Origin of the sequence: Modestobacter excelsi (genome assembly GCF_005930495.1) — a bacterium.
GTDB lineage: Bacteria > Actinomycetota > Actinomycetes > Mycobacteriales > Geodermatophilaceae > Modestobacter > Modestobacter excelsi.
In genome coordinates this window covers 1-25,825 of sequence record NZ_SJEX01000031.1, presented here as the reverse complement: position 1 = coordinate 25,825, position 25,825 = coordinate 1, and the positions used below count along the sequence as shown (strand labels likewise).

Below are 25,825 nucleotides of genomic sequence, written 5' to 3'. Positions count from 1 at the left end.
GGGGGCAGGAGGGTCCTTCCTCAGGCGGCCAGCTCCACGAGGTAGGCGACCTCCTGCTCGATCAGGTCGGCGAGGGCGTCGACGTCGCTGATGCTGTCCCGGTCGGCGTTCAGGCTCACGTACACGGTGCCGTCGTAGCTGGTCATGCCGATGGCCAGACCCTGCCCCCGCGCCAGTGGCACGACCGGGAAGACCTCCAGCATCCGGGCGCCGCCGGCATAGAGCGGGACCTGCGGCCCCGGCACGTTGGTGACGACCAGGTTGAACAGCCGACGGGACAGGCCGCTGGCCGCCCGGGCACCCAGGGCGTGCAGGGTGGGTGGCGCGAAGCCGGACAGGGCGCTGAGCGTGTCCGCGCCCACCGACTGGCTGCTCGGGGCCAGCCCGCGCATGGCGTAGCTGATCCGGGTCAGGCGCAGCCGGGGGTTGGGCTCCCCCACCGGCAGGTCGACCAGGAACGAGCGGACCTCGTTGGCGGCCGACTCGTCCTCGCTGCGGACCGACACCGGGACCAGGGCGCGCACCGAGGTGCTGCCCACCACGGGCTCACCGCGGGACAGCAGCCACTCCCGGAGCGCGCCGGTCACCGAGGTGAGCAGGACGTCGTTGACCGTCCCGCCGTGGGCCTTGCGCACCGTCCGGAGGTCCTCGAGCGAGGCCCGGGCGACCGCGACCCGGCGCTGCCGCCCGATCGGGGCGTTCAGAGGGCTCATCGGGGCCGGGGACACCGCCGTCCGGGCGACCGCTGTGACCAGCCCGCCGGCGACGCCCGCCCAGCGGCCGGCCGTGGCGCGCACGTCGCCGACGGCCGTGCGGGCGGTGTCGAGCACCGTGGAGGGCCGTTTGAGGTAGTCCTCCCACGCCTCCCACACCAGTGCGACCCGGCCGGGCGGCCGGCGCGGGCGCCACTCGTCGGCCGACTCCGGCAGCGACCGGACGGCGTCGGGTTCCGGATCGAGGATGACCTGACCGATGTCGATCGCGCCCAGCCCGTCGACCAGGGCGGGATGGGTCTTGGTCACCACGGCCGTGCGGTCGCCGGCGAGCCCCTCGACGAGGTACATCTCCCACAGCGGGCGGCTGCGGTCCATCGGTCGTGCGGTGAGCCGGGCGACCAGGTCGAGCAGCTGCTCTTCGCTGCCGGGGCGGGGCAGCGCGGAGCGACGGACGTGGTAGCTGATGTCGAAGTCCGGGTCGTCGACCCAGGCCGGGTTCGCCAGGTGGCCCGGCACCTCGACGACCTTCTGCCGGTACCGGGGCACCAGGGGCAGCCGGGTGCGGACCAGCTCGATCAGCGCCTCGTGGTCCAGACCGCCGTCGGGACGGTCCAGCACGATGACCCCGCCGACGTGCATCGGCGTGCCGGGTTCCTCCAGGTAGAGGAAGGAGGCATCCAGTGCGGTGAGTCGTTCGACCAACGTGACCTCCCTCACTGAGCGTCGTCACACGCTACGTCGGGGCCGCGGGCGTGCACACCCCGCCCCTCCCCGCCCGGTCAGCGGAGCCGGCGGGCCCGCCTGCCCGCCGGCTCCGGTACGCCGCCCAGCTCGGCGGCGAGCGACCGCAGTGCGGTGCGCAGGGCCGAGTGGGGGGCGACCTCGGCGAGCGTGCGCCCCGCGGCCAGCGCCGCGTCGGTCGCCCTGCGGTCGGCGGGCAGGAACGCCCGGACCTCCCGTCCGGTGAAGCGGCCGAGTGCCGCGGCGATCTCCCGCCGGGCGTCGCCGGGGACCGGCCCGCGACGGAGCTGGTTCACCACGACCACCGGCTCGACCTGCGGCAGCACGTCCCGGAGCTCGGCGAGCGCCCGGACCGTGCGCTGCAACGCCACCGGATCGGCACCGCTGACGCAGAGCACCTCGTCGGCGGACTCCAGCACCGTCAGCGTCGCCCCGTTCCGGCGCGGGGCCGCGGTGTCGAAGGAGAGCTCCTCGTCCTCCTCCACGGAGAACGCGCAGTCCACCACGGTCAGCGCTGCCAGCCGACGGGCCTCCTCGACCACCACCTCGACGGCACGCGGCCGCAGCTCGGGCCAGCGATCGGCGCGGGCCAGCCCGGTGAGGACCCGCAGCTGCGGGCTCACCGACCAGGCCAGCCGGGCCAGCGCCGCCCGGTCGAGCGTCCCCGCGGTCGCCTGCCGGGCCGCGGCCGCGACCCCGGGTGACTCGTCGAGCAGGCCCAGCACCTGCGCGACGACCCCGCCGTAGACGTCGGCGTCCACCAGCAGGGTCGACAGCTGCAGGCGGGCCGCCTCGTCGGCCAGCCCGACGGCGACGGTGGTGCGTCCCGGCGCGCCGGTCGGGCCCCAGACGGCCACCACCCGCCCCCGCCCGGCCGGTTCGGCGCCCGCCTCGGGCGGCAGGCCGAGCGCGGGCAGCGCGGCGCGCGGGTCGGCCACGTCGTGCCCAGGCACGGGGGCACCGGTGACCGCCTCGCGCAGTGCCCGGGCGATCTCCTCCGGTGCGGCGTCGGCCGGCAGCACGCGGACCACGCCGAGTTGTCGCAGCCGCTCGGCCGCGCCGGCGTCCCCCGGCTCCACCAGGCCCACGACGGCGACGCCGGCCGCGTGCAACCGGGCCACCGCGGAGCCGTCCAGCCGGCGCAGCTCGGCCGACAGCAGAGCAGCCTGCCCGGTGCCCGTCGTCGCGGCAGCCAGCAGCTCGGCGACGTCGACGCAGCGCCGGACGACGGTGACCCCATGGTCCTCGCGGTCGAGCGCACCGACCAGCTCGGACTCCCACGCCGCCCCGGTGACGGCGGTGAAGACCTGCAGCGCCATCAGCCGGTGGGTCCGGCCGGGGCGGAGCCCACCCCGGGCCCGGCGTCCACGGACTCCCGGACGACCACCACGAGCCCGCGGCCACCGATGGCCCCGAGCACGTCGGCGGCATCGGCGCCCGCCACGGCGACGACGACCTGGACGGTGGTCGTCGCTGTCGAGAGCACGCCGTCGCCCCGACCGGTCACCGCCTGCACGGGGGCTGCGGACACCACGAGGTCGACGTCCCCACCGGTCTGGCCGGTGGCACCGACGGCGGGGTCGGCCACGGCGTACACGTCCACGACCTGCCCCCGGGTCAGCCCGGGCGGGACGTACCCCGCCTGGACCGGCAGGGCCAGCTGCACCAGGCCGGTCGCCTCCTCCAGCGCCGAGCGCGGCAGCAGCTCCCCGGCCCGGACCGCCCGGCCCAGGACCCGGCCCTCCGGGCGCGTGCTGGTCGCCAGGTACTGCCCGGCGACGTCGTCCAGCCGGACCGACACCGCCACGAGGTCGTCCGCGTCGAGCACGGTGCCGGCGGCGAGGTCGCCACTCACCGACCAGACGGGGACCGTCGCGTCGGCTCCGGTGACCACCCGGGCGCCCAGCAGCACCGATCCCAGGACCAGGAGCACACCGAGGACGAGCCGCAGGTCGAGCCAGCGGGGCGGCCGCACCCGCCGCGGCACCGGGCTCGGGACGGCGTCGGTGCGGCCGGCGGGCGGTGCCGCGGTGGTCGCACTCATCGGTCGGTCGCACCTCGCTCGATCTGTCCTCCACCGGCGTGCGGGCGCACCACCGGCCTCGCCCTGACCGGGCGCGGAGGGAGATCATGACCGAGGCACCGGCCGCTGCGCAGCCGTTGTCCACACCTTCGGGTGGACGACGGAGGCCGCTGTCACCCGGCTGCCACACTGGCGGGCACCTTCGACGGGAGAACACCGACCCATGGCCACCCAGCGCTTCCTGACCCTCGACGACGTCGCGGAGATCCTCAACGTCTCGTGGTCGCAGGCCTACGCGCTGGTCCGCCGCAAGGAGCTGATCGCCATCCAGATCGGTGGCCGCGGCCAGTGGCGGGTCGAGAAGGACGAGCTGGAGCGGTTCATCCAGCAGAAGTACGCCGAGGCCCGGGCCACCACCGCGCCCGAGCCGGCGCCGGAGGCGGAGGTCGACTCCCCGCACTGACCGTCACCGCTGACCCGGCGCCGGTGACGCAGCCGGCCGTCAGGGAACCGCGGGGAGCGACGTCCGCACGGCCACCACGGCGCGCACCGGCACGGCGCGCACCGACGTCACCGCACCCCGGCGGCGCGGCTGGTCGAGCGGGTGCTCGGCGAGCTCCAGGAAGTCCGCGCCCACCCGGTCGACGGTGCCGGCGAGCACGCCGCCGTCGTCGAGCAGGCAGCTGACCGTCGCGCGGTCCCGGGCCAGCCCACGCAGCGCTCGACGCAGGTCCAGCCGGCGGGCCACCTCGCCGACGGGGACGGCGGCTGCGGTCACCGCCGCCAGACCCGCGACGGCACTCACCGCCCCGGCGGCCACGAGCACGTCCCGCCCCTGGCCGTCGACGAGCAGCAGCCAGTCCACCCCCACGTCGACCAGGCGCCCCGAGAGCTCACCCGCACCCCGGCACCGGAGCGACAGCTCCTGCTCGAGGGAGCCACGGAGCCGGTCGACGAGCAGCACGGTGCCGTGCTCGGCCCGAGCGCGGGATGGCGCCTCGGCCAGTTCCGCGGCCGACTCCTCCGCCGCCGCCTGCGCCTCCAGGTCGGCGAACAGCTGCTCCCAGCGCATGCCGAACAGGCTAGCCGTCCACAGATCCGTGCATTTGGTTGCGTTTGCTGGCAGTGGTGGTGTTTGGTCGTGCTCCAACTCCGAGGGAGGACACATGACGGTGCGGCGGTGGGCGGGTACGACGGCGCTGATGTGCGGCGCCGCCTGGGCGCTGTGGCTCGTCGGGCCGGGGCTGCCCGAGGTGCGCGACGCCCTGACCGACCCGCAGGGGCTCGTCGACCGCGCCGGCCCCGACGCCCTGGTCCTGGTGTGCGTGCCGCTCCTGGCCTGGGTGTGCTGGGCGTGGGGCGCCCTGGGGCTCCTGCTGACGGCGGCATCGACGGTGCCGGGCTGGACCGGCAGGTCAGCCGGCCTGCTGCTGACCGGCGTGCTGCCGGCCGGTGCGCGCCGGGCCGCCGCCGTCGCGCTCGGCGTCGGGTTGAGCACGGCCGCCCCTGTCCTGCTCCCGCCCTCGTCACTCCCGTCGTCCACGGCCAGCGCCGTCGCGGCCGAGCACCTCGGCAGGGGTCCCGACCCGGTGGTCGTCGACTGGCCGACCGGGACGACGCCGACGGTCGTCCCCGACTGGCCCGGCGCACCGCCCGCCGTTCCCGACTGGCCGGAGGTCGGCGCGGAGGAGCACGTCGTCCTGCGCGGCGACTGCCTGTGGGACATCGCGGCCGACTGGCTGGAGCGCCGGCAACCGGACGCCGCGCCGACCGCCTCCGCTGTCCGGGCGGCCACCCAGGCGTGGTGGCAGGCGAACGCCGCCGTCATCGGTCCCGATCCCGACCTCCTGCTGCCGGGGCAGGTCCTCCGGCCACCGGGGTGACGCCGGCGCCCACCGTCCGACCATCCGCACCGCACGACCAGGAGAGCTCGATGACCGCCCCTACCCAGCCCGCCGGCACCCGGCAGGACAGCACGCCCGCCCCGACCTCGCCGCGCCCGCGGTTGCACCTGGTCACCGTTCCCAGTCCCGGACCACCGCTGCTGGACGAGCGTGCGCCGGTCCGCCTGCTGGTTCCGGGTCGTCGCTCCCGCCGCCTCCCCCCGCCACCGGGGCCGAGGCCCCGCCTGGACCAGCCCGTCGCCTCCGAGGCCACGGACTTCGGGCCGACCTGGTCGCGCCGCAGCGAGCTGCCCGACCCACAGGCGGTGGGGCGGCGACTGGTCACGTCGACCCTCGAGGCGTTCGCCGGTCGTCGCCCGGTGGCCCAGCTGAAGCCGCTGGTGAGCCCAGGCCTGTTCACCGCGCTCAGCGAGCGGCGCCGCCCGCGCTGGTGCAGCGAGGGGACCGCGCCCCTGCTGGTCAGCTCCGTGCGCGTCTGCGAGCCGGTGGACGGCGTCGCGGAGGTGAGCGCCGTCGTCCGCCGGGGCGGACGTGCCCACGCCGTGGCCGCCCGGCTGGAGGGGATCGACGGCCGCTGGCGGTGCACGGCGCTGCAGATCGGCTGAAGGTGGACCGCCCTCGCCCCCACGCCTCGCGAGCTCGGCACGGGCCCCGGAAGCCGGACGCCCCGCCGACCGGATGGTCGGCGGGGCGTCCGGTCTCAGCGCCTCAGTTGCCTGCGGCGCCGTGGCACTGCTTGAACTTCTTGCCGCTGCCACAGGGGCAGGGGGCGTTGCGCGGGGTCTCCTTGGTGCCGGTGACCGTCGCGGACTTGGCGGCCTTGGCCCGGCCGCTGTCCTTGGCGGAGGCGTCCAGGCTGGGCGCGCTGTAGCTCAGTGCCGCCGGCTTGGGTGCCTCCAGCCCCTTCACCGCCAGCTCCGGGCCCGTCCCGGTGCCCGCGGGCACCTCAGGTGCGGCCGGTGCGGCCGGTGCAGCAGCCGCCGTCGCGGGCGCCGGCCTGCCGGTGCGCCGGGCCGAGCCCGTCGTCGTCCCGCTGCCGTTCGGTGACTTGACGATCGCCGGAGCGGGAGCCGGAGCGACCCCGTTGCCGGCGGACGGCGCCGCCGGAGCAGCCGCCGGGGCCTCGGCCGGAGCAGCGGTCTGGGCGGCCGCGGCCTTCGCGGCGGCGGCCCGCGCCGCGGCCTGGCGGGCCAGCACCGCCTGGGTGCCGGCCTGCGCCCGGACCAGCGCCTCGGCCTCCGCCTTCGCCTGCTTCTCGGCGGCCTCGGCCTCCTGCTGCTCCTTGGTCTTCACCTCGAGGTTGAACAGGAAGCCGACGGACTCCTCCTTGATGCCGTCGAGCATCGCGTTGAACATGTCGTAGCCCTCGCGCTGGTACTCCACGACCGGGTCGCGGTTGGCCATCGCGCGCAGGTGGATGCCGGCCCGCAGGTAGTCCATCTCGTAGAGGTGCTCACGCCACTTGCGGTCCAGCACCGAGAGCAGCACCCGCCGCTCCAGCTCCCGCATGACCTCCGCGCCCAGCGTCTCCTCGCGGGTGTCGTAGGCCGCGTGCACGTCGGCGAGCAGCTCGTCCTTCAGCACGTCGGCGGTGAGCGCCGACTGGTCGCCGTCGGCCACCCGGTCGAGCATCTCCCGCTGGTCCAGGCCCACCGGGTAGAGCGCCTTCAGCCCGGTCCACAGCAGCTCGAGGTCCCAGTCCTCGGCGTAGCCGGTCTCGGTCGCGCCGTTGACGTAGGCGGCGACGACGTCGTCGACCATCGCCCGGACCTGCACGTGCAGGTCCTCGCCGTCGAGCACCTTGCGGCGTTCGTCGTAGATGACGGTGCGCTGCCGGTTCAGCACCTCGTCGTACTTCAGGACGTCCTTGCGGACCTCGAAGTTCTGCTGCTCGACCTGGGTCTGCGCGGAGCGGATGGCACGGCTGACCATCTTGGACTCGATCGGCTGGTCGTCGGGCACCCGCAGCGTCGTCATCATCGACTCGAGCATCGGGCCGTTGAAGCGCCGCATCAGGTCATCGCCGAGGGACAGGTAGAACCGCGACTCCCCCGGGTCACCCTGCCGGCCCGACCGGCCACGCAGCTGGTTGTCGATGCGCCGGCTCTCGTGCCGCTCGGTGCCCAGCACGTAGAGGCCGCCGGCGTCGGTCACCTGGTCGTGCTCCGCCTTGACCTGGTCCTTGGCCGCCGCGACCGCGTCGTCCCAGGCCGCCTCGTACTCCTCCGGCGTCTCCGCCGGCGACAGCCCCTGGGCGCGCAGCGTCTCGTCGGCGATGAACTCGGCGTTGCCGCCGAGCTGGATGTCGGTGCCGCGGCCGGCCATGTTGGTGGCCACCGTGACCCCGCCCAGCCGGCCGGCCATGGCGATGATCGCCGCCTCCCGCGCGTGGTTCTTCGCGTTCAGCACCTCGTGCGGGATCCCGCGCTTGAGCAGGTACTTCGCCAGCACCTCGGACTTCTCGACGCTCGCGGTGCCCACCAGCACCGGCTGGCCGGCCTCGTGCCGCTCGGCGATGTCGTCGACGACGGCGTCGAACTTCGCCTTCTCCGTCTTGTAGATGACGTCGGCGCGGTCCTCGCGGACCATCGGCCGGTTCGTCGGGATCGGGACGACGCCCAGCTTGTAGGTCTGGGAGAGCTCGGCGGCCTCGGTCTGGGCCGTGCCGGTCATCCCCGACAGCTTCTCGTAGAGCCGGAAGTAGTTCTGCAGCGTGATCGTGGCGAGGGTCTGGTTCTCGTCCTTGATCTCCACCTTCTCCTTGGCCTCGATGGCCTGGTGCATGCCCTCGTTGTAGCGGCGACCGGCCAGCACGCGGCCGGTGAACTCGTCGACGATGAGCACCTCACCGTTGGTGACGATGTACTGCTGGTCCTTCTTGAACAGCTCCTTGGCCTTGAGGGCGTTGTTCAGGTAGCTGATCAGCGGGGTGTTGGCCGCCTCGTAGAGGTTCTCGATGCCGAGCTGGTCCTCGACGAACTCGACACCCTCCTCGGTGATCGCGACGGTCCGCTTGGCCTCCTCGACCTCGTAGTGCCGGTCGCGCTTCATCAGCGGGGCGATGCGGGCGAACTCGCCGTACCACCGGGCACTGGACTCGGCCGGGCCGCTGATGATCAGCGGGGTGCGGGCCTCGTCGATGAGGATCGAGTCGACCTCGTCGACGATGGCGAACGCGTGGCCGCGCTGCACCAGGTCGCCCTTGCTCCAGGCCATGTTGTCGCGCAGGTAGTCGAAGCCGAACTCGTTGTTCGTGCCGTGCGTGATGTCGGCGAGGTACTGCTCGCGGCGCTGGTCGGGCCGCTGGCCGGAGACGATCGTGCCGATGGACAGCCCGAGGAAGCGCTGCACCCGGCCCATCCACTCGGCGTCGCGCTGGGCCAGGTAGTCGTTGGTGGTCACCACGTGCACGCCGTCGCCGCTCAGGGCGTTGAGGTAGGCCGGCAGCACACCGGTCAGCGTCTTGCCCTCACCGGTCTTCATCTCGGCGATGTTGCCCAGGTGGAGCGCGGCACCGCCCATCAGCTGCACCCGGTAGTGCCGCTGGCCCAGCGTGCGGGTCGAGGCCTCCCGGACCACGGCGAACGCCTCGGGGAGCAGCTGGTCGAGGGTCTCCCCGTCGCCGTAGCGCTCCTTGAACTCGACGGTCTTCGCGCGCAGCTCGGCATCGGTCAGGTCGGTGACGTCGACCTCGAGGGCCTCGACCGCGTCGGCGATCTTCGACAACCGACGGACGATCTTGCCCTCACCGGCACGCAGGATCTTCTGGAACACCACGACCCCAGCGTAGGCGGCCGGGCTGGGAAGCGGTCCCGGCGCGGCCGATGGTCGTACCCGGATCGGCCGCTCCGTACCCTCCGCGAGCGTGTCCTCCCCCACCAGTCCCACCGCCGGGCCCGGCCTGACGGCGTTCTTCACCGAGCGGCACCTGGCCACGCTGACCACGCTGCGCGCCGACGGGACCCCGCACGTCGTCCCGGTCGGGGTCACCCTCGACGCCGCCGCCGGCATCGCGCGGGTGATCACCTCCGGCGCCTCGGCGAAGGTCCGGCACGTGCGGGCCGGGCAGTCCCGGGTGGCGGTGTGCCAGGTCGACGGGCGCTGCTGGGCCACGCTGGAGGGGACGGCGGTGGTGCGGGAGGACGCCGACGCGGTGGCCGACGCCGAGGACCGGTACGCCCGGCGGTACCAGCGCCCGCGGGTGAACCCGGCGCGGGTGGTGCTGGAGATCTCGGTGGACCGGGTGCTGGGCAACGCGGAACGCTGGCGCGGTCCCGCGCGGGAGGACGGCCCGGCGTGAGCGGCATGGACCTGAGCGGCATCGACCTGACCACCGAGGTGGTGCGCAGCCAGCGGCTGGTGCTGCGCCCGTTCACCACCGACGACGTGGAGGCCGTGTTCGCCGGCTGCCAGGACCCCGAGGTGCAGCGCTGGTGGAAGGACCCCCGTGCCCCCCAGCCCTCGCACGCTCGGGCCGGGGCCCTGCACGGGGGCCAGGGCGCTGGGGCTCGGTGCGCAGCGGGTGTACCTCGTCGCCGACGTCCGGAACGCCGGGTCGCAGCAGGTCGTCCGCCGGGCCGGCTTCGCCAGGAGGGCGTGCTGCGTTCCCACCTGGCCCACCGGGACGGCAGCCGTGGCGACGCCGCGTTGCTCTCCCGGCTGCCCGGCGACTGACGCGAGCGGGAGCATCGACCGAGGCCTGCGAGGGAGGAGCGGACCGCTCGCGGAAGCCGCCGCGAGGACAGGGCGACTGACGCGAGCGGGAACCGGCGCGGGGACAGGCGACCGGCGGTCCGTCCACCGACGTGCGACGAGCCGCCCTCCGCGGTGCGGAGGACGGCTCGCCGGTGCCAGGTCGCTGTCGTCGGTCAGACGGTCGCGGGCTGCCGCTCCCCCGCCGCACCGGCCATTGCGATCGCAGCGGCCGACGCGGCCCCGTCCCCGGGATCGACCGGGGTGCCGAGGCGGATCAGGCCGTAGTCGAAGGCGTGCCGTCGGTAGACCACCGACGGCTGGCCGGTGTCGGCGCAGAGGAACATGAAGAAGTCGTGGCCGACCAGCTCCATCTCGTAGAGGGCCTGGTCGACGGTCATCGGGGTGGCCGGGTGCACCTTCTCCCGGACGATCCGTCCGGGCAGGTGCTCGTCCAGGTCGGTGACCAGGGGCGTGTCGGCGGCGCCGGCGTCCCCGGCCAGCGCGGGTTCCGGGGCACTGCTCACCCCGGCGGTCTCGTCATCGTCGAGCAGCACCGGCGCGGCGGGCTCGGCGACAGGGGCTGCATCGATCCGCACACTCGGCGGGGTGTGCCGGCCGTGGTGGACGCGGCGGCGGTCGTTCGCCCGCCGCATCCGGTTCTCCAGCTTCCCGGCCGCCAGTTCGAGCGCGGCGTAGAAGTCAGGAGCGCAGGCCTCCGCACGTGCCACTGGCCCCTTGCCGCGCAGCGTGATCTCCACGCGCTGGCAGTTGGCCGCCTGCCGAGGGTTCTTCTCGTGCAACAGCTCGACGTCGATGCGGATGACCTTGCTGTCGAAGCGTTCGAGCTGGCCGACCTTGTCCTCCACATGGGTGCGGAAGTGCTCGGGCACCTCGACGTTTCGACCTCGGACCACGATCTCCATGAGACCTCCCGATTGGGCGGGCTGTGATCCAGCCGACGCTAGACGCCTTGGTGGAGTCCCGACAGTGGGAGCACGTCATCGCAGGTCCACCTCCGGTTCACGGACGGTGAAGGCGCCGGCGAGGGCGACCGGAGCGGCGCGGCGGACCTGCCGCGGGGTGGCCGCGACGACCGCCGCCAGCACCACGGGCTCCCCGGCCGCACGCAGTGCCCGGGCAGCCTCGGTCAGCGTCGCGCCGCTGGTGACCACGTCGTCCACCAGCACGAGCCGGGCGCCCGGCGGGCCGGGCCGCGCGCGGTACCGGCCGGCCAGGTTCGCCCGGCGCTGGGCGGCGTCCAGCCCGGCCGAGTCGCGCACCCGGCGGCCGCCGACCCGGGTCAGCAGCGGAACGGGACGTGCCGGCACCCCCGCGGCCCGCAGCTCCGCCCCCGCCACGTCGGCGAGCTCCCGCACGTGGTCCCGGCCGCGGCGGCGCACCGCCGCCGCCGAGCTGGGCACCGGCACGAGCAGCACCGGGCCCCGTCCGGCCTCCGGGACACCCAGCAGCACCGCGGCGACGGCCAGGCCGAGCGCCGTCCCGAGCGGACCGGCCAGCTCGGCCCGCCCGTGCTCCTTGAACGCGATCACCGCCGGCTGCACCGGACCGGCGTAGGCACCGGCCGCCACGGTCGGCGGGAAGCCCGGCGGGTGGCGCCGCGGCTGGGCCAGCCGGGGCCGGGTCAGCAGGGTGCGGCACCGCCGGCACAGGACGGCGCCCGGCAGCGCGCAGCCGGCGCAGGTGCGCGGCAGCAGCAGGTCGGCCAGCGCCCGTCCGCCGTGCCGCAGGACCGCCGGGGGCTGGTACCGCACGCCGTCCACGTTGCCCGTCCCGGGAGCCCCGGCCGCCGTCCCGGCCGCAGCCGGGGACAGGCGTCCCGGCTGGGGACGACGGCCGGCGGCACCCGGGTCACATCGGGTAGAGGGGTGCCGTCCCGGGGAGGGGTTCCTGACCGCGCACCAGCGTCACCCAGTTGCCGCCGGCGAGGGTCCACATCGTGCCGTTGGCGCTCACCAGGGGCTGCCGGCCCGGTGCCGCGGCCACGGCGGTGGGCTGACCGGGCAGGCCCGAGGTGGTGTTGGTGGACAGCTCCGAGCCGTCGACCCCGACGGTGTAGGGCACGGTGCGCTCGGTGCTCGGGTCGCCGGCCAGCAGCATGAGCAGCCCCGCGTTGCGCCATGCCACGTCGACGACCTGCTCCACCGAGGGCGCCACCGAACGGAGGTCCCGGACGCTCACCGCGTCGTCGTCGCGGACGACGGTGCCGACGTAGACCTGCCCGCCCTGGGCGCCCTGGATGACCACGGCCGCGCGGACGCCGTCCGGGGAGAGCTGGAACGTCGTCGCCCGGCCCAGGCCGGCCATGGTCGTGGCGCTGACCGACTGCGCCGGGCCACCCGAGGGCAGCCGCACCACGTCGGTGCCGTTGCGGACCGTCCACACCTCGGAGCGGGTGCCCGCCACCGTCGGGTCGGTGAAGCTCGCCCCGGACAGGACCGCGGTCAGGTCCCCGCCGTAGGTCCCGGCCAGCAGGGAGGCCGGGTCGCCCGAGGGCGACACGATCGCCGACACCCCGGCCATGAAGCCCAGCTGGCTGGTGCGGGCGTCGACGGTGACCGCGGCGGAGACCAGCCCGTACACGCCGGTCCCGGCCGGCCCGGGTGGCGTGCTGCCGTCGCTGGCCAGGCGGAGCCCGCCGCCGCTCAGGTAGTGCCCGACCGCGCCGATCGGGGCGACGTCGGGGTCCAGGGCCACCCAGTCCGCGGTGCTCTGCGCCTCGGGGACGTCGGGCAGGTCGAGGTCCTGCCCGTCGCGCAGCACCCGGACGGTGTTGATGTCCAGCTGCGACAGCGACCAGGTCAGCTGCGCCGAGGCGGCCGCCAGGGTGGCGTCGGAGACCTCGGCGGGGAAGCTCAGGTCGACCGTCGCCGTCGTGTCGGTGACGCTGACCGTGCTCCGCAGCTGGGCGCCGGCCAGCGGGTTCACCACCCCGGCCGCGAGCAGCGGCGACGCCCCGCCGAGCAGCCGCGTGACCAGGGTGTTGGGCTGCGCCTCGCCGGTGACCAGGTAGCGCGGGTCAGGGACCACCCGGGTCCCGGTGGGGTCCAGGAAGTAGGCGTCCACCTGCTCGTACGTGCGGGCGAAGTCCGGTTCCAGCAGGAGCAGGCCGTCGGGCGGGTCGGTGATCCGCCACTCGCCGGAGTCGTCGGACAGCGTGAAGGTGCGGGTGTAGACCGATCCGGTGCCGACGGTGAACACGCCGCGCTCGTCGACCGTGCCGACCAGGGTGCCGGTGACCACCACGGTGCCCGGCTGGGCCTGCACCGGGGCGTAGTCCTGGCTGATCACCGTCACGCCGTCGCTGTCGGACCAGTTCATCGCGGCGTCGCCCGCCAGGTACTGCCGGGCGATCGGGTGGTTGCGCACGGCGCTGGCGCTGGCGTCGATGAAGCCGCGGACGACCTCCTCCGGCGCCGCGCCGGCCTCCGGCGCCAGCGGCTCGAGGCGAACGGCGTCGTCGCTCGGCTGGGCCACCTGGGTGATCTTGATGGTGGCCGACTCGGTGGGCACGGTGCTGCAGCCCGCGAGCAGCGCGGCCAGCACCAGCGCGAGGAGCGCGACGCCGCGGGCCCGGCGCGGGGGCCGGCTCATGTCCGCGGCCCGAGGAACGGCGGCCTCAGCGGCAGCGGCGAGCTGGTCAGCTCGCCGCCGGCGGTCATCGGCAGGGTCAGCCGGAACTGCGCGCCCTGGCCGGGCAGCCCCCAGACCTGCAGCCAGCCTCCGTGCAGGCGGGCGTCCTCGAGGCTGATCGACAGGCCCAGCCCGCTGCCGCCGACCGAGCGGACCCGCGCCGGGTCGGCCCGCCAGAAGCGGTCGAAGACGTGCTGGGCGTCGGCGGGGGTCAGCCCGATGCCGTGGTCGCGCACGGTGATGGCCGCGGCGGTGCTCGAGGCGGCGAGGGTGATCTGGACCGGCTTGCCGGCGCCGTGCTCGATGGCGTTGCCGACCAGGTTGCGCAGCACCCGCTCGACCCGCCGTCCGTCGACCTCGGCGATCACCGACGACGGCGGGACGGTCACCTGCAGGTCGCAGCCGTGCCGCTGCGCCAGCGCGGTCATCCCCTCGACCACCCGCTCCACCACGGGGACGAGGTCCCGCGGCTCGGGCTCGAGGGTGGCGGCCCCGGCGTCGTACCGGCTGATCTCCAGCAGGTCGGAGAGCAGGCCCTCGAAGCGGTCGAGCTCGGCGCGCAGCAGCTCCGCGGAGCGGGCGACCGCGGGGTCGAAGTCCTCGCGCGCCTCGTGCAGCACGGCTGCGGCCATCTGCACGGTGGTCAACGGGGTGCGCAGCTCGTGCGAGACGTCGGAGGTGAACCGCTGCTGCAGGTGGGAGAGCCCCTCCAGCTGGGTGATCTGCTTCTGCAGGCTGTCGGCCATGGCGTTGAAGCTGGTGGCCAGCCGGGCGAGGTCGTCCTCGCCGCGCACCACCAGCCGTTCCTCCAGGTGCCCGTCGGCCAGCCGCTGGGCACTGCCGGCCGCCCGGCGCACCGGGTCGACCACCAGCCGGGTCACCAGCACCCCGATCCCGGCGACGAACAGCGTCAGCACGGCGCAGGTGATCAGGACGGTGCTGCGGATCCCCTCGAGGCTCTGCTGCTCCTGCTCCAGCGGGAACGCGAAGTACACCTCGACCCGGTCCCCGCCCTGGCCCTCGGTGGGCACCGGGGCCCCGACCAGCAGCGTGGGCACCGGGTCGCCGGTGGGGTCGGGCACGAGGGCGTACCGGTAGGCCTGCGAGCCCTCGGCGACCTCGGCGCGCAGGTCGGCGGGGATCGAGGGGTAGACGTCGCGCCGGCTGGCGGCCGGCCGCTCCGCATCGCCGGAGAGGTAGACCATGACGACGTCGAAGTCACCGGCGGCGCCGCCTCGGGACTGCAGGTTCTGCACCGTCCGGGACAGCGTGGAGCGGATGCTGGCCGAGTCGCTGGTGGCGATGCCGCTCACCTCGGACTGCGCGTACTGGACGCCGGCCAGTGACTGGTCCACGGCGGCGCGCATCTTCGCGCCCAGCAGCTGGTCGCTGATCTGCCGGAAGAGCACCAGGCTGACGATCACCACCATGACACCGGCGACCAGCATGGTGATCGCACCGACGCGCAGTTGCAGCGAGGACCGCCAGGCGCGCAGCCCGCGGCGGACGGCGCGCACGGTGAGGACCAGTGCCCGCCGGCGGCCACGGCGCAGCCGGCGGCGCAGCCCGGCCTGCAGCTGGGATCGGGACCGGCGGGCCCGGCCCTGGGTCCCACCGGCGGGCGGCGGGACCCGGGGACCTCCAGGGGCGCCGGCCTGGTCGACCGGCGGCGGTCCGGTCGTGGTGCTCACGACCGGACGGGCTGTCCGCTCACGGGGGCCCGGCCTTGTAGCCGACGCCGCGCACCGTCAGCACGACCTCGGGCTTCTCGGGGTCGCGCTCGACCTTGGCCCGCAGCCGCTGCACGTGCACGTTGACCAGCCGGGTGTCCGCAGCGTGCCGGTAGCCCCACACCTGCTCGAGCAGCAGCTCGCGGGTGAACACCTGCCGCGGTTTGCGCGCCAGCGCGACGAGCAGGTCGAACTCCAGCGGGGTGAGGGCGATCGGGACGCCGTCCCGGATGACCTGGTGCGCCGGGACGTCGATCTGCACGTCGCCGATGGCCAGGCTCTCGGCCTGCCCGTTCTCGCCGCGGCGCAGCTGGGCGCGCACCCGGGCGACCAGCTCGACCGGCTTGAACGGCTTGGTCACGTAGTCGTCCGCGCCGGCCTCCAGCCCCTGGACGACGTCGATCGTGTCGCCCTTGGCGGTGAGCATCACGATCGGCACGGTCGACTGGGTGCGGATGTCGGCGCAGATCTGCAGCCCGTTCCGGCCCGGCAGCATCAGGTCCAGCAGCACCAGGTCGGGTCGCAGCTGCTGGAAGGTCGCCACCGCCCGGGCGCCGTCGGAGACGAAGGCCGGTTCATAGCCCTCACGGCGCAGCACGATGCCCAGCATCTCGGCGAGGGCGGCGTCGTCGTCGACGACGAGGACACGGCCGCGGCTGGCGCCCTGACTGGGTGCGGAAGGTGGCACGCCGCCATTGTGCGCGATCACAGCCAGATCACGACCCACCCCGCCCAGGCAATCCCCCATGGGGGGCAGCCCGGGCCCTGTCGGGCCCGGGCTGCGACGACGTGACGTGCGGGAACGGCCCCTGGTGAGGGGCAGCGGGGTCCTTCGTCAGTAGCGGTAGTGGTCGCTCTTGTAGGGGCCCTCGACCGGGACGCCGAGGTAGTCGGCCTGCACCTTGGTCAGCTCGGTGAGCTTGACGCCGAGCGCGCCCAGGTGGAGCCGCGCCACGTGCTCGTCGAGCTTCTTCGGCAGCACGGTGACGCCGGGGGTCTGGCCCTCGTAGGCGGCCCGGTTGTTCCACAGCTCGATCTGGGCGAGCGTCTGGTTGGAGAACGACGCGCTCATCACGAAGCTGGGGTGCCCGGTGGCGTTGCCCAGGTTCAGCAGCCGCCCCTCGGAGAGCACGATGATCGTGTGGCCGTCCTCGAACCGCCACTCGTCGACCTGCGGCTTGATGTTCGTCCTGGTGACGCCGGGGGTGCGCGCCAGCCCGGCCATGTCGATCTCGTTGTCGAAGTGGCCGATGTTGCCGATGATCGCCTGGTGCTTGGTCGAGGCCAGCTGCTCGGCGGAGATGATGTCCTTGTTGCCGGTGGCGGTGATGATGATGTCGGCCTTGCCGATCACCTCGTCGAGGGTGGTCACCTCGTAGCCGTGCATCGCCGCCTGCAGGGCGTTGATCGGGTCGATCTCGGTGACGATGACCCGGGCGCCCTGGCCGCGCAGCGAGTCAGCGCTGCCCTTGCCGACGTCGCCGTAGCCGCAGACGACGGCGACCTTGCCGCCGATCATCACGTCGGTGCCGCGGTTGATGCCGTCGACGAGCGAGTGCCGGACGCCGTAGAGGTTGTCGAACTTGCTCTTGGTGACCGAGTCGTTGACGTTGATCGCCGGGAACAGCAGCCGGCCGTCGCGGGCGAGCTCGTAGAGCCGCAGGACGCCGGTCGTCGTCTCCTCGGTGACGCCCTTGATGCCCTGGCCGATCCGGGTCCAGCGCTGCGGGTCCTCGCCCAGGCTGCTGCGCAGCACGTCGAGGATGACCCCGTACTCCTCGGAGTCGGCGTCGGTGGTGTCCGGGACGACCCCGTCGGCCTCGAAGCGGGTGCCCAGGTGCACCAGCAGGGTCGCGTCCCCGCCGTCGTCCAGCAGCATGTTGGGGCCGATGACGTCGCCGTCGGCGTCGGCGAACTCGAACAGCCGCTGCGTGCACCACCAGTACTCGGGCAGCGTCTCGCCCTTCCAGGCGAAGACCGGCACGCCGGTGGGCTCCTCGGGGGTGCCGTTCCCGACGACGATCGCCGCGGCGGCGTGGTCCTGGGTGGAGAAGATGTTGCAGCTCACCCAGCGGACGTCGGCGCCCAGCGCGGTCAGCGTCTCGATGAGGACGGCGGTCTGCACGGTCATGTGCAGCGAGCCGGCGATGCGGGCACCGGCGAGCGGCTGCGCGTCGCCGTACTCCTCGCGCAGCGCCATCAGGCCGGGCATCTCGTGCTCGGCGAGGGAGATCTCCTTGCGGCCGAAACCGGCCAGGGAGAGGTCGGCGACCTTGAAGTCGCCGTCGGTCAGTACGCGGGTGCCAGTGCTGGCGGTCATGTCGCTCCAGTGTCCGGCCCGGCCCCGGATGGGCGGGCGCTGCGGTCGCTGAGATCTGAGCGAGCATGCCGAGGCTTCGGCGGGGCTCGTGCCGGATCCCAGGGTACCGCTGGTGAGTTGCTGGAACGGCCCCGCCGCAGGGGCGGGGGGCAGCGGGGTGTTTCGTCAGCGGAGGGCGGTGGTGGTGCGGTAGAGCAGCGCGGGTCCCCGCGCGGTCACCGGTCGGCCCGCCGGCACGAACGCCGACGCGCCCCGCTCGAGCACGATCTCGCCGTCGGTGGCGGTCAGCACGGCGGTGCCCTCGGCGCACAGCAGCACCTGCGGCCCACTGGTCGTCAGCACGCCGGGGTCGACGTCGACCTGCACCCGGGTGAGGTCGAAGTCCTCGACCGGGACGGGGTAGCGCAGACCGCCGCGACCGAGGACGGGGTGCAGCACCGGCACCTTGCCGTCGGTGAAGTCGAGCACCTCGATCAGGGCCGCGAGGTCGACGTGCTTGCTGGTCAACCCACCGCGCAGCACGTTGTCCGAGCTGGCCATGACCTCCACCCCGGCGCCGCACAGGTAGGCGTGCAGGTTGCCGGCGGGCAGGAACACCGCCTCACCGGGGGCGAGCCGGAGGTGGTTGCACATCAGCGAGATGACCACGCCGGGGTCGCCGGGGTAGGTGTCGGCCAGGGAGGCCGCCCACCGGTAGGTGTTGATGAACTCCGGGTCGTGCGCGGCCACGAACGCGGCGGCCTTGCCGGCCACGGCGCGCACCAGCGACTGCCGCCGCCGGGCGGACAGCGCCAGCAGCTGCGGGATGGCCGCGCGCAGCCCGCCCCGGGCCAGCGCCGCGATGGTCGGCTTGAGCTCGGGCAGCTGCAGCTTGGCGAGGCAGTGCAGCGACTCCTCGACCGGCCGGAAGCCGCACAGCGCCTCGACCTCGGTGATCGCGACCAGGATCTCCGGCTTGTGGTACGGGTCCTTGAAGGTGCGCGTCGGGTCGATGCTGGGGACGCCGGCCGCCTCCTCCGCCGCGTACCCGGCCTCGGCCTGGGCCGTGGTCGGGTGCGCCTGCAGCGAGAGCGGCCGGTCGGCGGCGAGCACCTTCATCAGGAAGGGCAGCCGCGGGCCGAACCGCTCGTGCACCGCAGGACCGAGCAGCCCGTCCGGGTCCGCGTCGATCGCCGCGTCGAGGCTGCGGCCGTCGGCGAGCACGCTGGGGGCGTCGGGGTGCGCGCCCATCCACAGCTCGGCGTACGGCTGGTCAGCGGGCGACGGCAGTCCGAGCAGCTCGGGGATGACGGTGTGGCTCCCCCAGGGGTAGTGCCGCACGGGGCTCTTGAGCTGCCACATCAACGCTGAGGCTACCGGCGTGGAGGTCACGCGTCCGATGGTCGTGCACTCGGAGCTGTGGCGGGAGCCCTACGGGGGTCTTTCACCCGGCCGGGGCAATCGCCTCGTCCGGCGCCGTCGTGCCGCTGCGCCGGATGTCCGGCTCCAGGTAGATCACCCGGGCGATCGGCACCGCCGCACGGACCCGGACCTCCGCCTCGTCGATGGCCCGGGCCACCGCGGCCGCCGTCTCGTCGTGCCGGACGGCGATCTTGGCGGCGACCAGCAGCTCCTCCGGACCCAGGTGCTGGGTGCGCATGTGGATCACCGACTCGACCCCGTCGCCGGCGGTGAGGGCGGCCACGATGCGCCGCCGGGCGTCGGGGGTCGCCGACTCCCCCAGCAGCAGGCTCTTGGTCTCCACCGCGAGGACGAAGGCCACGGCGACCAGCAGCAGCCCGATGGCGACCGTGCCGAGCCCGTCGAAGACGACGTTGCCGGTGATCGAGGAGAGCCCGACACCCAGCAGCGCCAGCACCAGGCCGGTCAGGGCGGCGGTGTCCTCCAGCAGGACGACGGGCAGCTCGGGTGCCCGGGCGTGCCGGATGAAGGCCCAGTAGCTCTCCCCCGGCGCGCGGACGGCGTTGGTCTCCTTCATCGCGGTGCGCAGCGAGAAGCTCTCCAGGCCGATCGCGATCACCAGGACGCCGATCGCGATGATCGGGGACTCGAGCTCCTCGGGGTGCTGCAGCTTGTGCACGCCCTCGTAGATGGCGAACAGGCCACCGACGCTGAAGAGCACGATCGCCACGATGAAGCTGTAGATGTACCGGTCGCGGCCGAAGCCGAACGGGTGGTCCGGGGTCGCCGCACGCTTGGCGCGCTTGCCCCCGATCAGCAGCAGCACCTGGTTGCCCGAGTCGGCGAGCGAGTGGATCGCCTCGGCCAGCATCGACGAGGCGCCGGTGATGAGGAAGGCGACGAACTTCGCGATCGCGATGCCGATGTTGGCGGCGAGCGCGGCCAGGATCGCGGTCGTGCCCCCGCCGTGCCCTCCGGACTCGGTGGAGTGCTCCGCGGAGCCCGACTGTGACGTGGCTGTGGATTCGCTCATGGCCGTCCCATCATGGGTGCAGGGACCGCTCGTGGTCCAACGCGAGCGCGAGGTAGACGGCGCTGAAGTCGGCGACGGCCAGCTGCCGGGCGAGCCGGGCCAGCCGTGGGTACCGCTCGGGCTCACCGTGGTCGGCGAGGCCGCTGACCGGCACGTTGGAGTCGGCGGCGATCCGCAGCAGCTCGGCCATCGCCTCACCGGCCGAGCGGGGCTCGCGCTCACCGCCGTCGTGCGCCGCGGCGTCGGCGTCCCGGATGGTGACCAGCCGCAGCCGGCGTCCGGTGTCGTCGGTCCGGTCGCGGAAGAAGTCGTCCTGGCCGGCCTCGGGCGCGAGCGGACCGGCCAGCACGGTGCGCGCGGCCACCCGCTGGTCGGGCAGCCGGAAGGTGGTGGCGGGCAGGCCGGCGAGGGTGGCCAGCTGGTCGGCGACCCGGCGGGCGGCGGCCCCGGCGAGCGGGCCCTCGGCGGCGATGACCGGCAGCGCGTCGAGCAGCGCGAGCGCCAGCGTCTTCGCCGGGTTGACGAAGGACTCCCGGGCCGGCCCGCAGTCCGCGGCGATCTCGTCCAGGGCGGCGGCCACCGCCTCGGTGTCGGCGACGTCTGCCGGGAGCAGCCCGAGCTCGGTGGCGAGCAGCAGCATCGGGGTGAGCAGCGACCACAGCGTCGCGTGCCGCACCCGGGAGGAGGGCAGCGGCACGTACGGCGCCCGGGCGGTGGCGCACGCGGCGTGCAGCGGCGCGCCCTCGGCGCCGATGCCGACCACGGCCACGCCGCGGCGGGCCGCCTCGTAGGCGGGTCCGACCGCGTACCGGCCCGCGCCGGTGCGGGTGGCGATGACGGCGACGTCGGAGGGCCCCATCCAGACCGGCAGCGCCGGGCCCGGCACGACGTCGACGGTCACCGGGCTGGCCGGCCCGAGCAGCGCGCGCAGCACCGAGGCGGCGATCGCGCCCTCCCGGCGGGCCACGATCACCAGGCCCCGCGGACGGCCGCCGGAGGTCGCCCGCGCGAGCCCGGCCTCCTCGGTCAGCCGGGCGGTCTCCCGCACCTGCGGACCGGCGCCGGCGACCGCCGGGAGCAGCCCGCGGGGGTCGCGGGCGCGCAGCAGCTCGACGTCGTCCAGGACCTCCTCGGCGAGCTCCGGCGAGGTCATGGGGCCTCCTCGCTGGCGCTCGTCAGCTCCATGCCCAACGGTGCTGCACCTCTGCGTGACCTCGCGAGCTCGGTCACGTGGGTCGCTGCCGGGCCTCGTCGAGCAGCAGCACCGGGATGCCGTCGCGGACCGGGAAGGCCCGGGAGCAGGTCGGGCACACCAGCTCGCTGGCCTCGACGTCGACGGTCAGCGCGGTGTGGTGGGTGTCCGGGCAGGCCAGGATCTCCAGCAGGGCCGGGTCGATGCCCAGCGTCTGCGGTCCGGCTGCACGCGTGTCCTCGGTCATGCTCGCACCATCTCCAGCACCTCGTCGCGCAGCCCGGCCATCCGGGCCGCGTCCGGCGCCTCGACGTTGAGCCGCAGCAGCGGCTCGGTGTTGCTCGCCCGCAGGTTGAACCACGCGCCGTCCGGCAGCGACACGGTCAGCCCGTCGAGCTCGTCGAAGGTGACGCCCTCGACACGACCGTAGGTCTCCCGGACCTCGGCCACCCGTCCGGCCTGGTCGGTGACGGTCGAGTTGATCTCCCCGGAGGCGGCGTACCGCTCGTAGACCTCGGTCAGCTCCGACAGCGGCCGGGACTGCTCGCCCAGCGCGGCCAGCACGTGCATCGCGGCCAGCATCCCGGTGTCGGCCCGCCAGAAGTCGCGGAAGTAGTAGTGCGCGGAGTGCTCCCCGCCGAAGACGGCGTCGGTGCGGGCCATCTCGGCCTTGATGAACGAGTGCCCGACCCGGGTGCGCACCGGGGAGCCACCGTGCTCGCGGACGATCTCCGGCACGGCGCGGGAGGTGATCAGGTTGTGGATGATCGTCGTCCCGGTGCCCTTGGCCAGCTCGCGGACGGCGACCAGGCCGGTGATTGCCGAGGGGCTCACCGGCTCCCCGCGCTCGTCGACGATGAAGCAGCGGTCGGCGTCGCCGTCGAAGGCCAGCCCGATGTCGGCACCGTGCTCCCGCACGCCGGCCTGCAGGTCGACCAGGTTGGCCGGGTCCAGCGGGTTGGCCTCGTGGTTGGGGAAGGAGCCGTCGAGCTCGAAGTACATCGGCACGACCTCCAGCGGCAGCCCGGCGAGCACGACCGGCACGGTGAACCCGCCCATGCCGTTGCCCGCGTCGACGACCACCTTGAGCGGTCGGATGCCGGAGAGGTCGACCAGCCCGCGCAGGTAGCCGGCGTACTCGGCGACGAGGTCCCGGCTGGACACCGTGCCCAGCCGCTCCGGCTCGCGGCCGAAGACCGCGGAGCCGTCGACCAGCTGCTCGGCCCACTCGCGGATCTGCACCAGCCCGGAGTCCTGGCCGATCGGTGCGGCACCGGCCCGGCACAGCTTGATGCCGTTGTACTGCGCCGGGTTGTGGCTGGCGGTGAACATCGCGCCCGGCACGCCCAGCGACCCGGCGGCGAAGTAGAGCATGTCCGTGGAGCCGAGCCCGGCCTCCACGACGTCGACACCGCGGGAGAGCACGCCCTCGGCGAAGGCCCGGGACAGCGGCACCGAGGAGTCGCGCATGTCGTGGGCGGTGACGACGGCGCTCGCGCCGGTCTCCGCGTGCACGAACTCGGCGAAGGCGGCCCCGATGGCACGGGCCACGTCCTCGTCCCACTGCTCGGGGACCAGGCCCCGGACGTCGTAGGCCTTGATGATCGACGACAGGTCGGACAAGCAGCTCACCCTCGCACTCGCGGTCCCCGCGGCCCGAGCGGCAACGGTCCGATCGACCCTAGCGGCGGGCGGTGGGGTCGGGGCAGCGGAACACCCGACCGAGGGAGTTCAGGGGAGGTTGGGCAGGATCCGCAGGTGCCCGCGGCGCGTGCCGCTGCCGTCGTCCGCCGGGTCGCGCAGCGGTTCGGGGCGGGCCGCCTCGCGGACCGCGTCGGCCAGCGCGAGCAGGTCGTCGCCGGTCGGGCCGAGGTCCTCGGAGTCGATCTCGTGGCGGACGACCTCCCAGCCGCGCGGCACGGTCAGCCGCTCGGCGTGGAACTCGCACAGGTCGTAGCTGTGCGGCTCCGAGTAGGTCGCCAACGGGCCGACGACGGCCGTGGACTCTGCGTAGACGTAGGTCAGGGTCGCCGCTGCCGGTTGCGCGCAGCCGCTGCGCGAGCAGCGACGTGACTGCCTCACCACCGGTTCCTCACGCTTGGCACACTAACCCCGCGCCCGCCGTCGCGGGAGGAGGCGCACCGAGACGCGCACGCGTTCCCGCGCGTCGCCAGCGACCCCCAGGAGGCGCCCGTGGCACCGACCGACGGCACCGTGCTCGTGCTCGGCGGGCGCAGTGAGATCGGTCTGGAGCTTGCCGAGCGGCTGGTGCACCGCGGGGCGCGGCACGTCTGCCTGGCCGCCCGGCGCAGCGCCGAGCTCGACGCCGAGGAGGCCCGGCTGCGCGCCGCCGGGGCCACCGCCGTCACCCGGCTGGAGTTCGACGCCGACGACCTGACCGGTCACGAGCGGGTGCTCACCGAGGCGCTCGCCGCGCAGCCGCCGGTGACGGTCGCCGTCCTCGCCTTCGGGGTGCTCGGGGACCAGGCCCGCGCCGAGGACGACGCCGCGCACGCCCTCGCCGTCGTCACCACCGACTACCTCGCGCAGGTGTCGGTGCTCACCCACCTCGCCCGGCTGATGCGCGCCCGGGGCCACGGCCGGCTGGTCGTGTTCTCCTCGGTCGCCGGCGTCCGGGTGCGCCGGGCGAACTACGTCTACGGCTCGGCGAAGGCCGGCCTCGACGGCTTCGCCAGCGGACTGGCCGACGCCCTGCACGGCTCCGGCGTGCGGCTGCTGCTGGTGCGCCCGGGGTTCGTGATCGGCCGGATGACCGCGGGCATGTCCCCGGCCCCGCTGTCGAGCACCCCGGCGCAGGTGGCCGAGGCGGTCGCGGACGGGCTGGCCCGGGACCGGGACGTCGTCTGGGTGCCCGGGGCGCTGCGCCCGGTGTTCGCGCTGATGCGGCTGCTGCCCCGCGCGGTGTGGCGCCGGATGCCCCGGTGAGGCCCCAGCCAGGACGCCGCCCCGGCCGGACCGCCGCCGGTCCGGCGAGGCCGTAGGCTCCAGCCGCGATGGACCGTCTCCCCGCCCGCACCCGCCGCGACCGCCACGGCCGTGGCCTGCGCGGTCGTCTGGTCCCGCCCACCGTGCCGCTGTCCCGCAGCCGCGCCGAGCAGTTCGACGACCTGGTGCTCGACGCCGTCGAGGACCTGGAACGCCGCTGGGAGCGGGAGCTCGCCGGCGTCGAGTTCGCCGTCGAGGACGTGCCGTGGGTCGACCACACCAGCCCCGACGAGGTCGTGCTGGACGCCGACGTGCTCGAGGACGGCAGCGTGCCGCTGGCCCGGGTGCTGCCCGCCCACCGCGAGGGCGGCCGGGAGCACCCCGCCCGGATCGTGGTCTACCGCCGGCCGCTGGAGATCCGCGCCGCCGACCGCGACGACCTGGCCGACCTGGTCCGCGACGTCGTCGTGGACCAGGTGGCGGTGCTGCTGGGCCGGGACCCCGAGGAGATCGACCCCACGGCCTGACGAAGGACCCCACTGCCATGCTGGGCGCCGATGAGTGCACCGAACGAGACGCCGCCCGGGCGCCGCGCCCGCCGTCGGCGGTGGTGGACGGGGGCCGCGGTCGGCATCACCGTCCTGCTGGTCGCCCTGGCCGTGCTCGCGCTGCTGCCGCGGACGGCGAGCGCCACCGCGAGCCTGACGGTCACCCCGCGGACGGAGGCCGGAGCGGACGCCGCCCTGCTGCTCGCCGACCGCTACACGGCGCTGGCCGGCTCGACCGCCACGCTGCGGACCGCCCGGGACGGCACACCGGCACTGGCCGACGTCCCGCTGGGCGACCTGGCCGAGGGCGCCCGCGTCACCCGGACCGACGGCGCCACGATCACAGTGCAGGTGACGCTGCCCGACCGGGGCGCCGCCGCCGCGGCCGCCAACGCGGTGGTGGACACGCTGGTCGCGGAGGGCAGCGACGAGGACCTGGTCGACGTCGACCGTGGCGCCGAGGCGACGGCGTCGCGCGCCGTCCGCTCCCCCGACGTGCCGCGGTGGTCGGTCGTCGCGCTGCTGGTCGCCGCGGCGTGCGGGCTGACCGCCTCGGCGCTGGCGGGACGCGGGAGGCGTGGCCCCACGGCTCCCCTGGCAACGGCTGTCCCGGGCGGCGGTCCCGTGCCGGTGGTCGACGACCTGCCCGGTTTCCTGGAGCGCCCGCCCGGCTCGGTCCCCGCCCGGCAGGCAGCGCCCGTCGCCCCGGTGCGCGCCGCGGTGGCCGGCGCACCGACCGCTGCCGGCACCGGGGCCACCGCGGTGACCGGCACGACGGCGCTGCTGACCCGGCACGCCTCCACCGTGGCGACCGTCGCGACGGTGCTGGTGCTGGTCGGGGCCGCCGTCCTGGTCGGGGGGCGGCCCGGCGACACCCCGGTCGGCCCCGGCCGCCCGGTCAGCGCCACCCGGCCGGCGGTGACCC

General features: G+C 74.7%; 25 protein-coding genes. 8 read left to right on the top strand and 17 right to left on the bottom strand.

All coding sequences use genetic code 11. The features are described from left to right. Nucleotides 1-20: 20 nt before the first annotated feature. From FHL80_RS12180 to FHL80_RS12170, 3 genes are all read right to left on the bottom strand, one after another. Nucleotides 21-1,418: a WS/DGAT/MGAT family O-acyltransferase gene (locus FHL80_RS12180; protein ID WP_138733684.1), complete on the bottom strand. Its 1,398-nt coding sequence runs from the start codon at nt 1,416-1,418 to the stop codon at nt 21-23. A gap of 77 nt (nt 1,419-1,495) precedes the next feature. Further along, a complete protein-coding gene (locus FHL80_RS12175; protein ID WP_138733683.1) occupies nt 1,496-2,776 on the bottom strand; it encodes a CpaE/TadZ family protein in 1,281 nt (426 codons plus the stop codon). Further along, entirely contained in the window at nt 2,776-3,501 is a 726-nt protein-coding gene (locus FHL80_RS12170; protein WP_138733682.1) for an SAF domain-containing protein, read from the bottom strand. Before FHL80_RS12170 ends, FHL80_RS12175 begins: the two co-directional genes overlap by 1 nt. A gap of 202 nt (nt 3,502-3,703) precedes the next feature. Here FHL80_RS12170 and FHL80_RS12165 point away from each other — a divergent pair, with 202 nt between their 5' ends. After that, nucleotides 3,704-3,943: a helix-turn-helix domain-containing protein gene (locus FHL80_RS12165; RefSeq protein ID WP_138733681.1), complete on the top strand. Its 240-nt coding sequence runs from the start codon at nt 3,704-3,706 to the stop codon at nt 3,941-3,943. A gap of 39 nt (nt 3,944-3,982) precedes the next feature. Here FHL80_RS12165 and FHL80_RS12160 read toward each other — a convergent pair whose 3' ends face one another. After that, complete coding sequence (locus tag FHL80_RS12160) at nt 3,983-4,552, bottom strand: hypothetical protein (RefSeq protein ID WP_138733680.1); 570 nt, start codon at nt 4,550-4,552, stop codon at nt 3,983-3,985. 94 nt (nt 4,553-4,646) lie between these two features. On the opposite strand from FHL80_RS12160, the gene FHL80_RS12155 reads away from it, so the two are divergent. Further along, entirely contained in the window at nt 4,647-5,363 is a 717-nt protein-coding gene (locus FHL80_RS12155) for a LysM peptidoglycan-binding domain-containing protein (RefSeq protein WP_138733679.1), read from the top strand. A gap of 50 nt (nt 5,364-5,413) precedes the next feature. Then, nucleotides 5,414-5,989, top strand: coding sequence for an Rv3235 family protein (locus tag FHL80_RS12150; protein ID WP_138733678.1), 576 nt, complete (start codon nt 5,414-5,416; stop codon nt 5,987-5,989). A gap of 103 nt (nt 5,990-6,092) precedes the next feature. On the opposite strand, the gene secA is transcribed toward FHL80_RS12150, so the two are convergent. Next, nucleotides 6,093-9,161 carry a preprotein translocase subunit SecA gene (gene secA, locus FHL80_RS12145; protein ID WP_138733677.1) on the bottom strand — a complete coding sequence of 1,023 codons (3,069 nt, stop codon included), beginning with the start codon at nt 9,159-9,161 and terminating at the stop codon, nt 6,093-6,095. 88 nt (nt 9,162-9,249) lie between these two features. Between secA and FHL80_RS12140 the strand changes: the two genes are divergently transcribed. Together FHL80_RS12140 and FHL80_RS12135 are read left to right on the top strand one after the other, a co-directional pair. Beyond that, nucleotides 9,250-9,684, top strand: coding sequence for a TIGR03618 family F420-dependent PPOX class oxidoreductase (locus FHL80_RS12140; protein WP_138733676.1), 435 nt, complete (start codon nt 9,250-9,252; stop codon nt 9,682-9,684). Next, a complete protein-coding gene (locus FHL80_RS12135; protein WP_138733675.1) occupies nt 9,681-10,058 on the top strand; it encodes a GNAT family N-acetyltransferase in 378 nt (125 codons plus the stop codon). The genes FHL80_RS12140 and FHL80_RS12135 overlap by 4 nt, the downstream gene beginning before the upstream one ends. A gap of 194 nt (nt 10,059-10,252) precedes the next feature. Here FHL80_RS12135 and hpf read toward each other — a convergent pair whose 3' ends face one another. The 12 genes from hpf to FHL80_RS12075 all read right to left on the bottom strand — a co-directional run bounded on the left by hpf (nt 10,253) and on the right by FHL80_RS12075 (nt 23,488). After that, a complete protein-coding gene (gene hpf, locus FHL80_RS12130) occupies nt 10,253-11,002 on the bottom strand; it encodes a ribosome hibernation-promoting factor, HPF/YfiA family (RefSeq protein ID WP_138733674.1) in 750 nt (249 codons plus the stop codon). Nucleotides 11,003-11,077: 75 nt separating this feature from the next. Then, nucleotides 11,078-11,860, bottom strand: coding sequence for a ComF family protein (locus FHL80_RS12125; RefSeq protein ID WP_246078633.1), 783 nt, complete (start codon nt 11,858-11,860; stop codon nt 11,078-11,080). A gap of 88 nt (nt 11,861-11,948) precedes the next feature. After that, entirely contained in the window at nt 11,949-13,691 is a 1,743-nt protein-coding gene (locus FHL80_RS12120; RefSeq protein ID WP_138733672.1) for an LpqB family beta-propeller domain-containing protein, read from the bottom strand. Then, the gene (mtrB, locus tag FHL80_RS12115; RefSeq protein WP_138733671.1) at nt 13,688-15,421 is read right to left on the bottom strand and encodes an MtrAB system histidine kinase MtrB; all 1,734 of its coding nucleotides are present in this window, start codon (nt 15,419-15,421) and stop codon (nt 13,688-13,690) included. Before mtrB ends, FHL80_RS12120 begins: the two co-directional genes overlap by 4 nt. Nucleotides 15,422-15,440: 19 nt before the next feature. After that, on the bottom strand, nt 15,441-16,148 hold the full coding sequence (gene mtrA, locus FHL80_RS12110) for an MtrAB system response regulator MtrA (protein ID WP_138733670.1): 708 nt from the start codon (nt 16,146-16,148) through the stop codon (nt 15,441-15,443). A 147-nt stretch (nt 16,149-16,295) separates the two neighbouring features. Beyond that, nucleotides 16,296-17,780 carry an adenosylhomocysteinase gene (gene ahcY, locus FHL80_RS12105; protein WP_138733669.1) on the bottom strand — a complete coding sequence of 495 codons (1,485 nt, stop codon included), beginning with the start codon at nt 17,778-17,780 and terminating at the stop codon, nt 16,296-16,298. 165 nt (nt 17,781-17,945) lie between these two features. Continuing rightward, nucleotides 17,946-19,121 (bottom strand): mannose-6-phosphate isomerase, class I, encoded by a 1,176-nt coding sequence (manA, locus tag FHL80_RS12100; protein WP_138733668.1) that lies wholly within the window; start codon nt 19,119-19,121, stop codon nt 17,946-17,948. 82 nt (nt 19,122-19,203) lie between these two features. Continuing rightward, nucleotides 19,204-20,214 (bottom strand): cation diffusion facilitator family transporter, encoded by a 1,011-nt coding sequence (locus FHL80_RS12095; protein ID WP_138733667.1) that lies wholly within the window; start codon nt 20,212-20,214, stop codon nt 19,204-19,206. A 10-nt stretch (nt 20,215-20,224) separates the two neighbouring features. Further along, a complete protein-coding gene (locus FHL80_RS12090; protein WP_138733666.1) occupies nt 20,225-21,367 on the bottom strand; it encodes an SIS domain-containing protein in 1,143 nt (380 codons plus the stop codon). Between the two features lie 73 nt (nt 21,368-21,440). After that, nucleotides 21,441-21,653: a Trm112 family protein gene (locus FHL80_RS12085; RefSeq protein WP_216870656.1), complete on the bottom strand. Its 213-nt coding sequence runs from the start codon at nt 21,651-21,653 to the stop codon at nt 21,441-21,443. Then, nucleotides 21,650-23,038 (bottom strand): phosphomannomutase/phosphoglucomutase, encoded by a 1,389-nt coding sequence (locus tag FHL80_RS12080; protein WP_246078632.1) that lies wholly within the window; start codon nt 23,036-23,038, stop codon nt 21,650-21,652. The genes FHL80_RS12085 and FHL80_RS12080 overlap by 4 nt, the downstream gene beginning before the upstream one ends. Nucleotides 23,039-23,137: 99 nt before the next feature. Further along, nucleotides 23,138-23,488 (bottom strand): DUF3499 domain-containing protein, encoded by a 351-nt coding sequence (locus FHL80_RS12075; protein ID WP_138733664.1) that lies wholly within the window; start codon nt 23,486-23,488, stop codon nt 23,138-23,140. Nucleotides 23,489-23,599: 111 nt separating this feature from the next. Here FHL80_RS12075 and dprE2 point away from each other — a divergent pair, with 111 nt between their 5' ends. The 3 genes from dprE2 to FHL80_RS12060 all read left to right on the top strand — a co-directional run. Next, the gene (gene dprE2 / locus FHL80_RS12070) at nt 23,600-24,352 is read left to right on the top strand and encodes a decaprenylphospho-beta-D-erythro-pentofuranosid-2-ulose 2-reductase (RefSeq protein WP_138733663.1); all 753 of its coding nucleotides are present in this window, start codon (nt 23,600-23,602) and stop codon (nt 24,350-24,352) included. Nucleotides 24,353-24,420: 68 nt separating this feature from the next. Then, a complete protein-coding gene (locus tag FHL80_RS12065) occupies nt 24,421-24,879 on the top strand; it encodes a metallopeptidase family protein (protein ID WP_138733662.1) in 459 nt (152 codons plus the stop codon). A 30-nt stretch (nt 24,880-24,909) separates the two neighbouring features. Beyond that, nucleotides 24,910-25,825, top strand: a 916-nt coding sequence (locus FHL80_RS12060; protein ID WP_216870654.1) for a hypothetical protein, incomplete at its 3' end; no start/stop codon positions are given.

Coding starts and splice junctions, on each gene's coding strand:
- FHL80_RS12090 (WP_138733666.1), bottom strand. CDS start 21,367: ATGACCTCGCCGGAGCTCGCCGAGGAGGTCCTGGACGACGTCGAGCTG.
- FHL80_RS12170 (WP_138733682.1), bottom strand. CDS start 3,501: ATGAGTGCGACCACCGCGGCACCGCCCGCCGGCCGCACCGACGCCGTC.
- FHL80_RS12065 (WP_138733662.1), top strand. CDS start 24,421: ATGGACCGTCTCCCCGCCCGCACCCGCCGCGACCGCCACGGCCGTGGC.
- FHL80_RS12175 (WP_138733683.1), bottom strand. CDS start 2,776: ATGGCGCTGCAGGTCTTCACCGCCGTCACCGGGGCGGCGTGGGAGTCC.
- FHL80_RS12120 (WP_138733672.1), bottom strand. CDS start 13,691: ATGAGCCGGCCCCCGCGCCGGGCCCGCGGCGTCGCGCTCCTCGCGCTG.
- ahcY (WP_138733669.1), bottom strand. CDS start 17,780: ATGACCGCCAGCACTGGCACCCGCGTACTGACCGACGGCGACTTCAAG.
- FHL80_RS12085 (WP_216870656.1), bottom strand. CDS start 21,653: ATGACCGAGGACACGCGTGCAGCCGGACCGCAGACGCTGGGCATCGAC.
- FHL80_RS12095 (WP_138733667.1), bottom strand. CDS start 20,214: ATGAGCGAATCCACAGCCACGTCACAGTCGGGCTCCGCGGAGCACTCC.
- FHL80_RS12150 (WP_138733678.1), top strand. CDS start 5,414: ATGACCGCCCCTACCCAGCCCGCCGGCACCCGGCAGGACAGCACGCCC.
- FHL80_RS12160 (WP_138733680.1), bottom strand. CDS start 4,552: ATGCGCTGGGAGCAGCTGTTCGCCGACCTGGAGGCGCAGGCGGCGGCG.
- manA (WP_138733668.1), bottom strand. CDS start 19,121: ATGTGGCAGCTCAAGAGCCCCGTGCGGCACTACCCCTGGGGGAGCCAC.
- FHL80_RS12155 (WP_138733679.1), top strand. CDS start 4,647: ATGACGGTGCGGCGGTGGGCGGGTACGACGGCGCTGATGTGCGGCGCC.
- FHL80_RS12165 (WP_138733681.1), top strand. CDS start 3,704: ATGGCCACCCAGCGCTTCCTGACCCTCGACGACGTCGCGGAGATCCTC.
- hpf (WP_138733674.1), bottom strand. CDS start 11,002: ATGGAGATCGTGGTCCGAGGTCGAAACGTCGAGGTGCCCGAGCACTTC.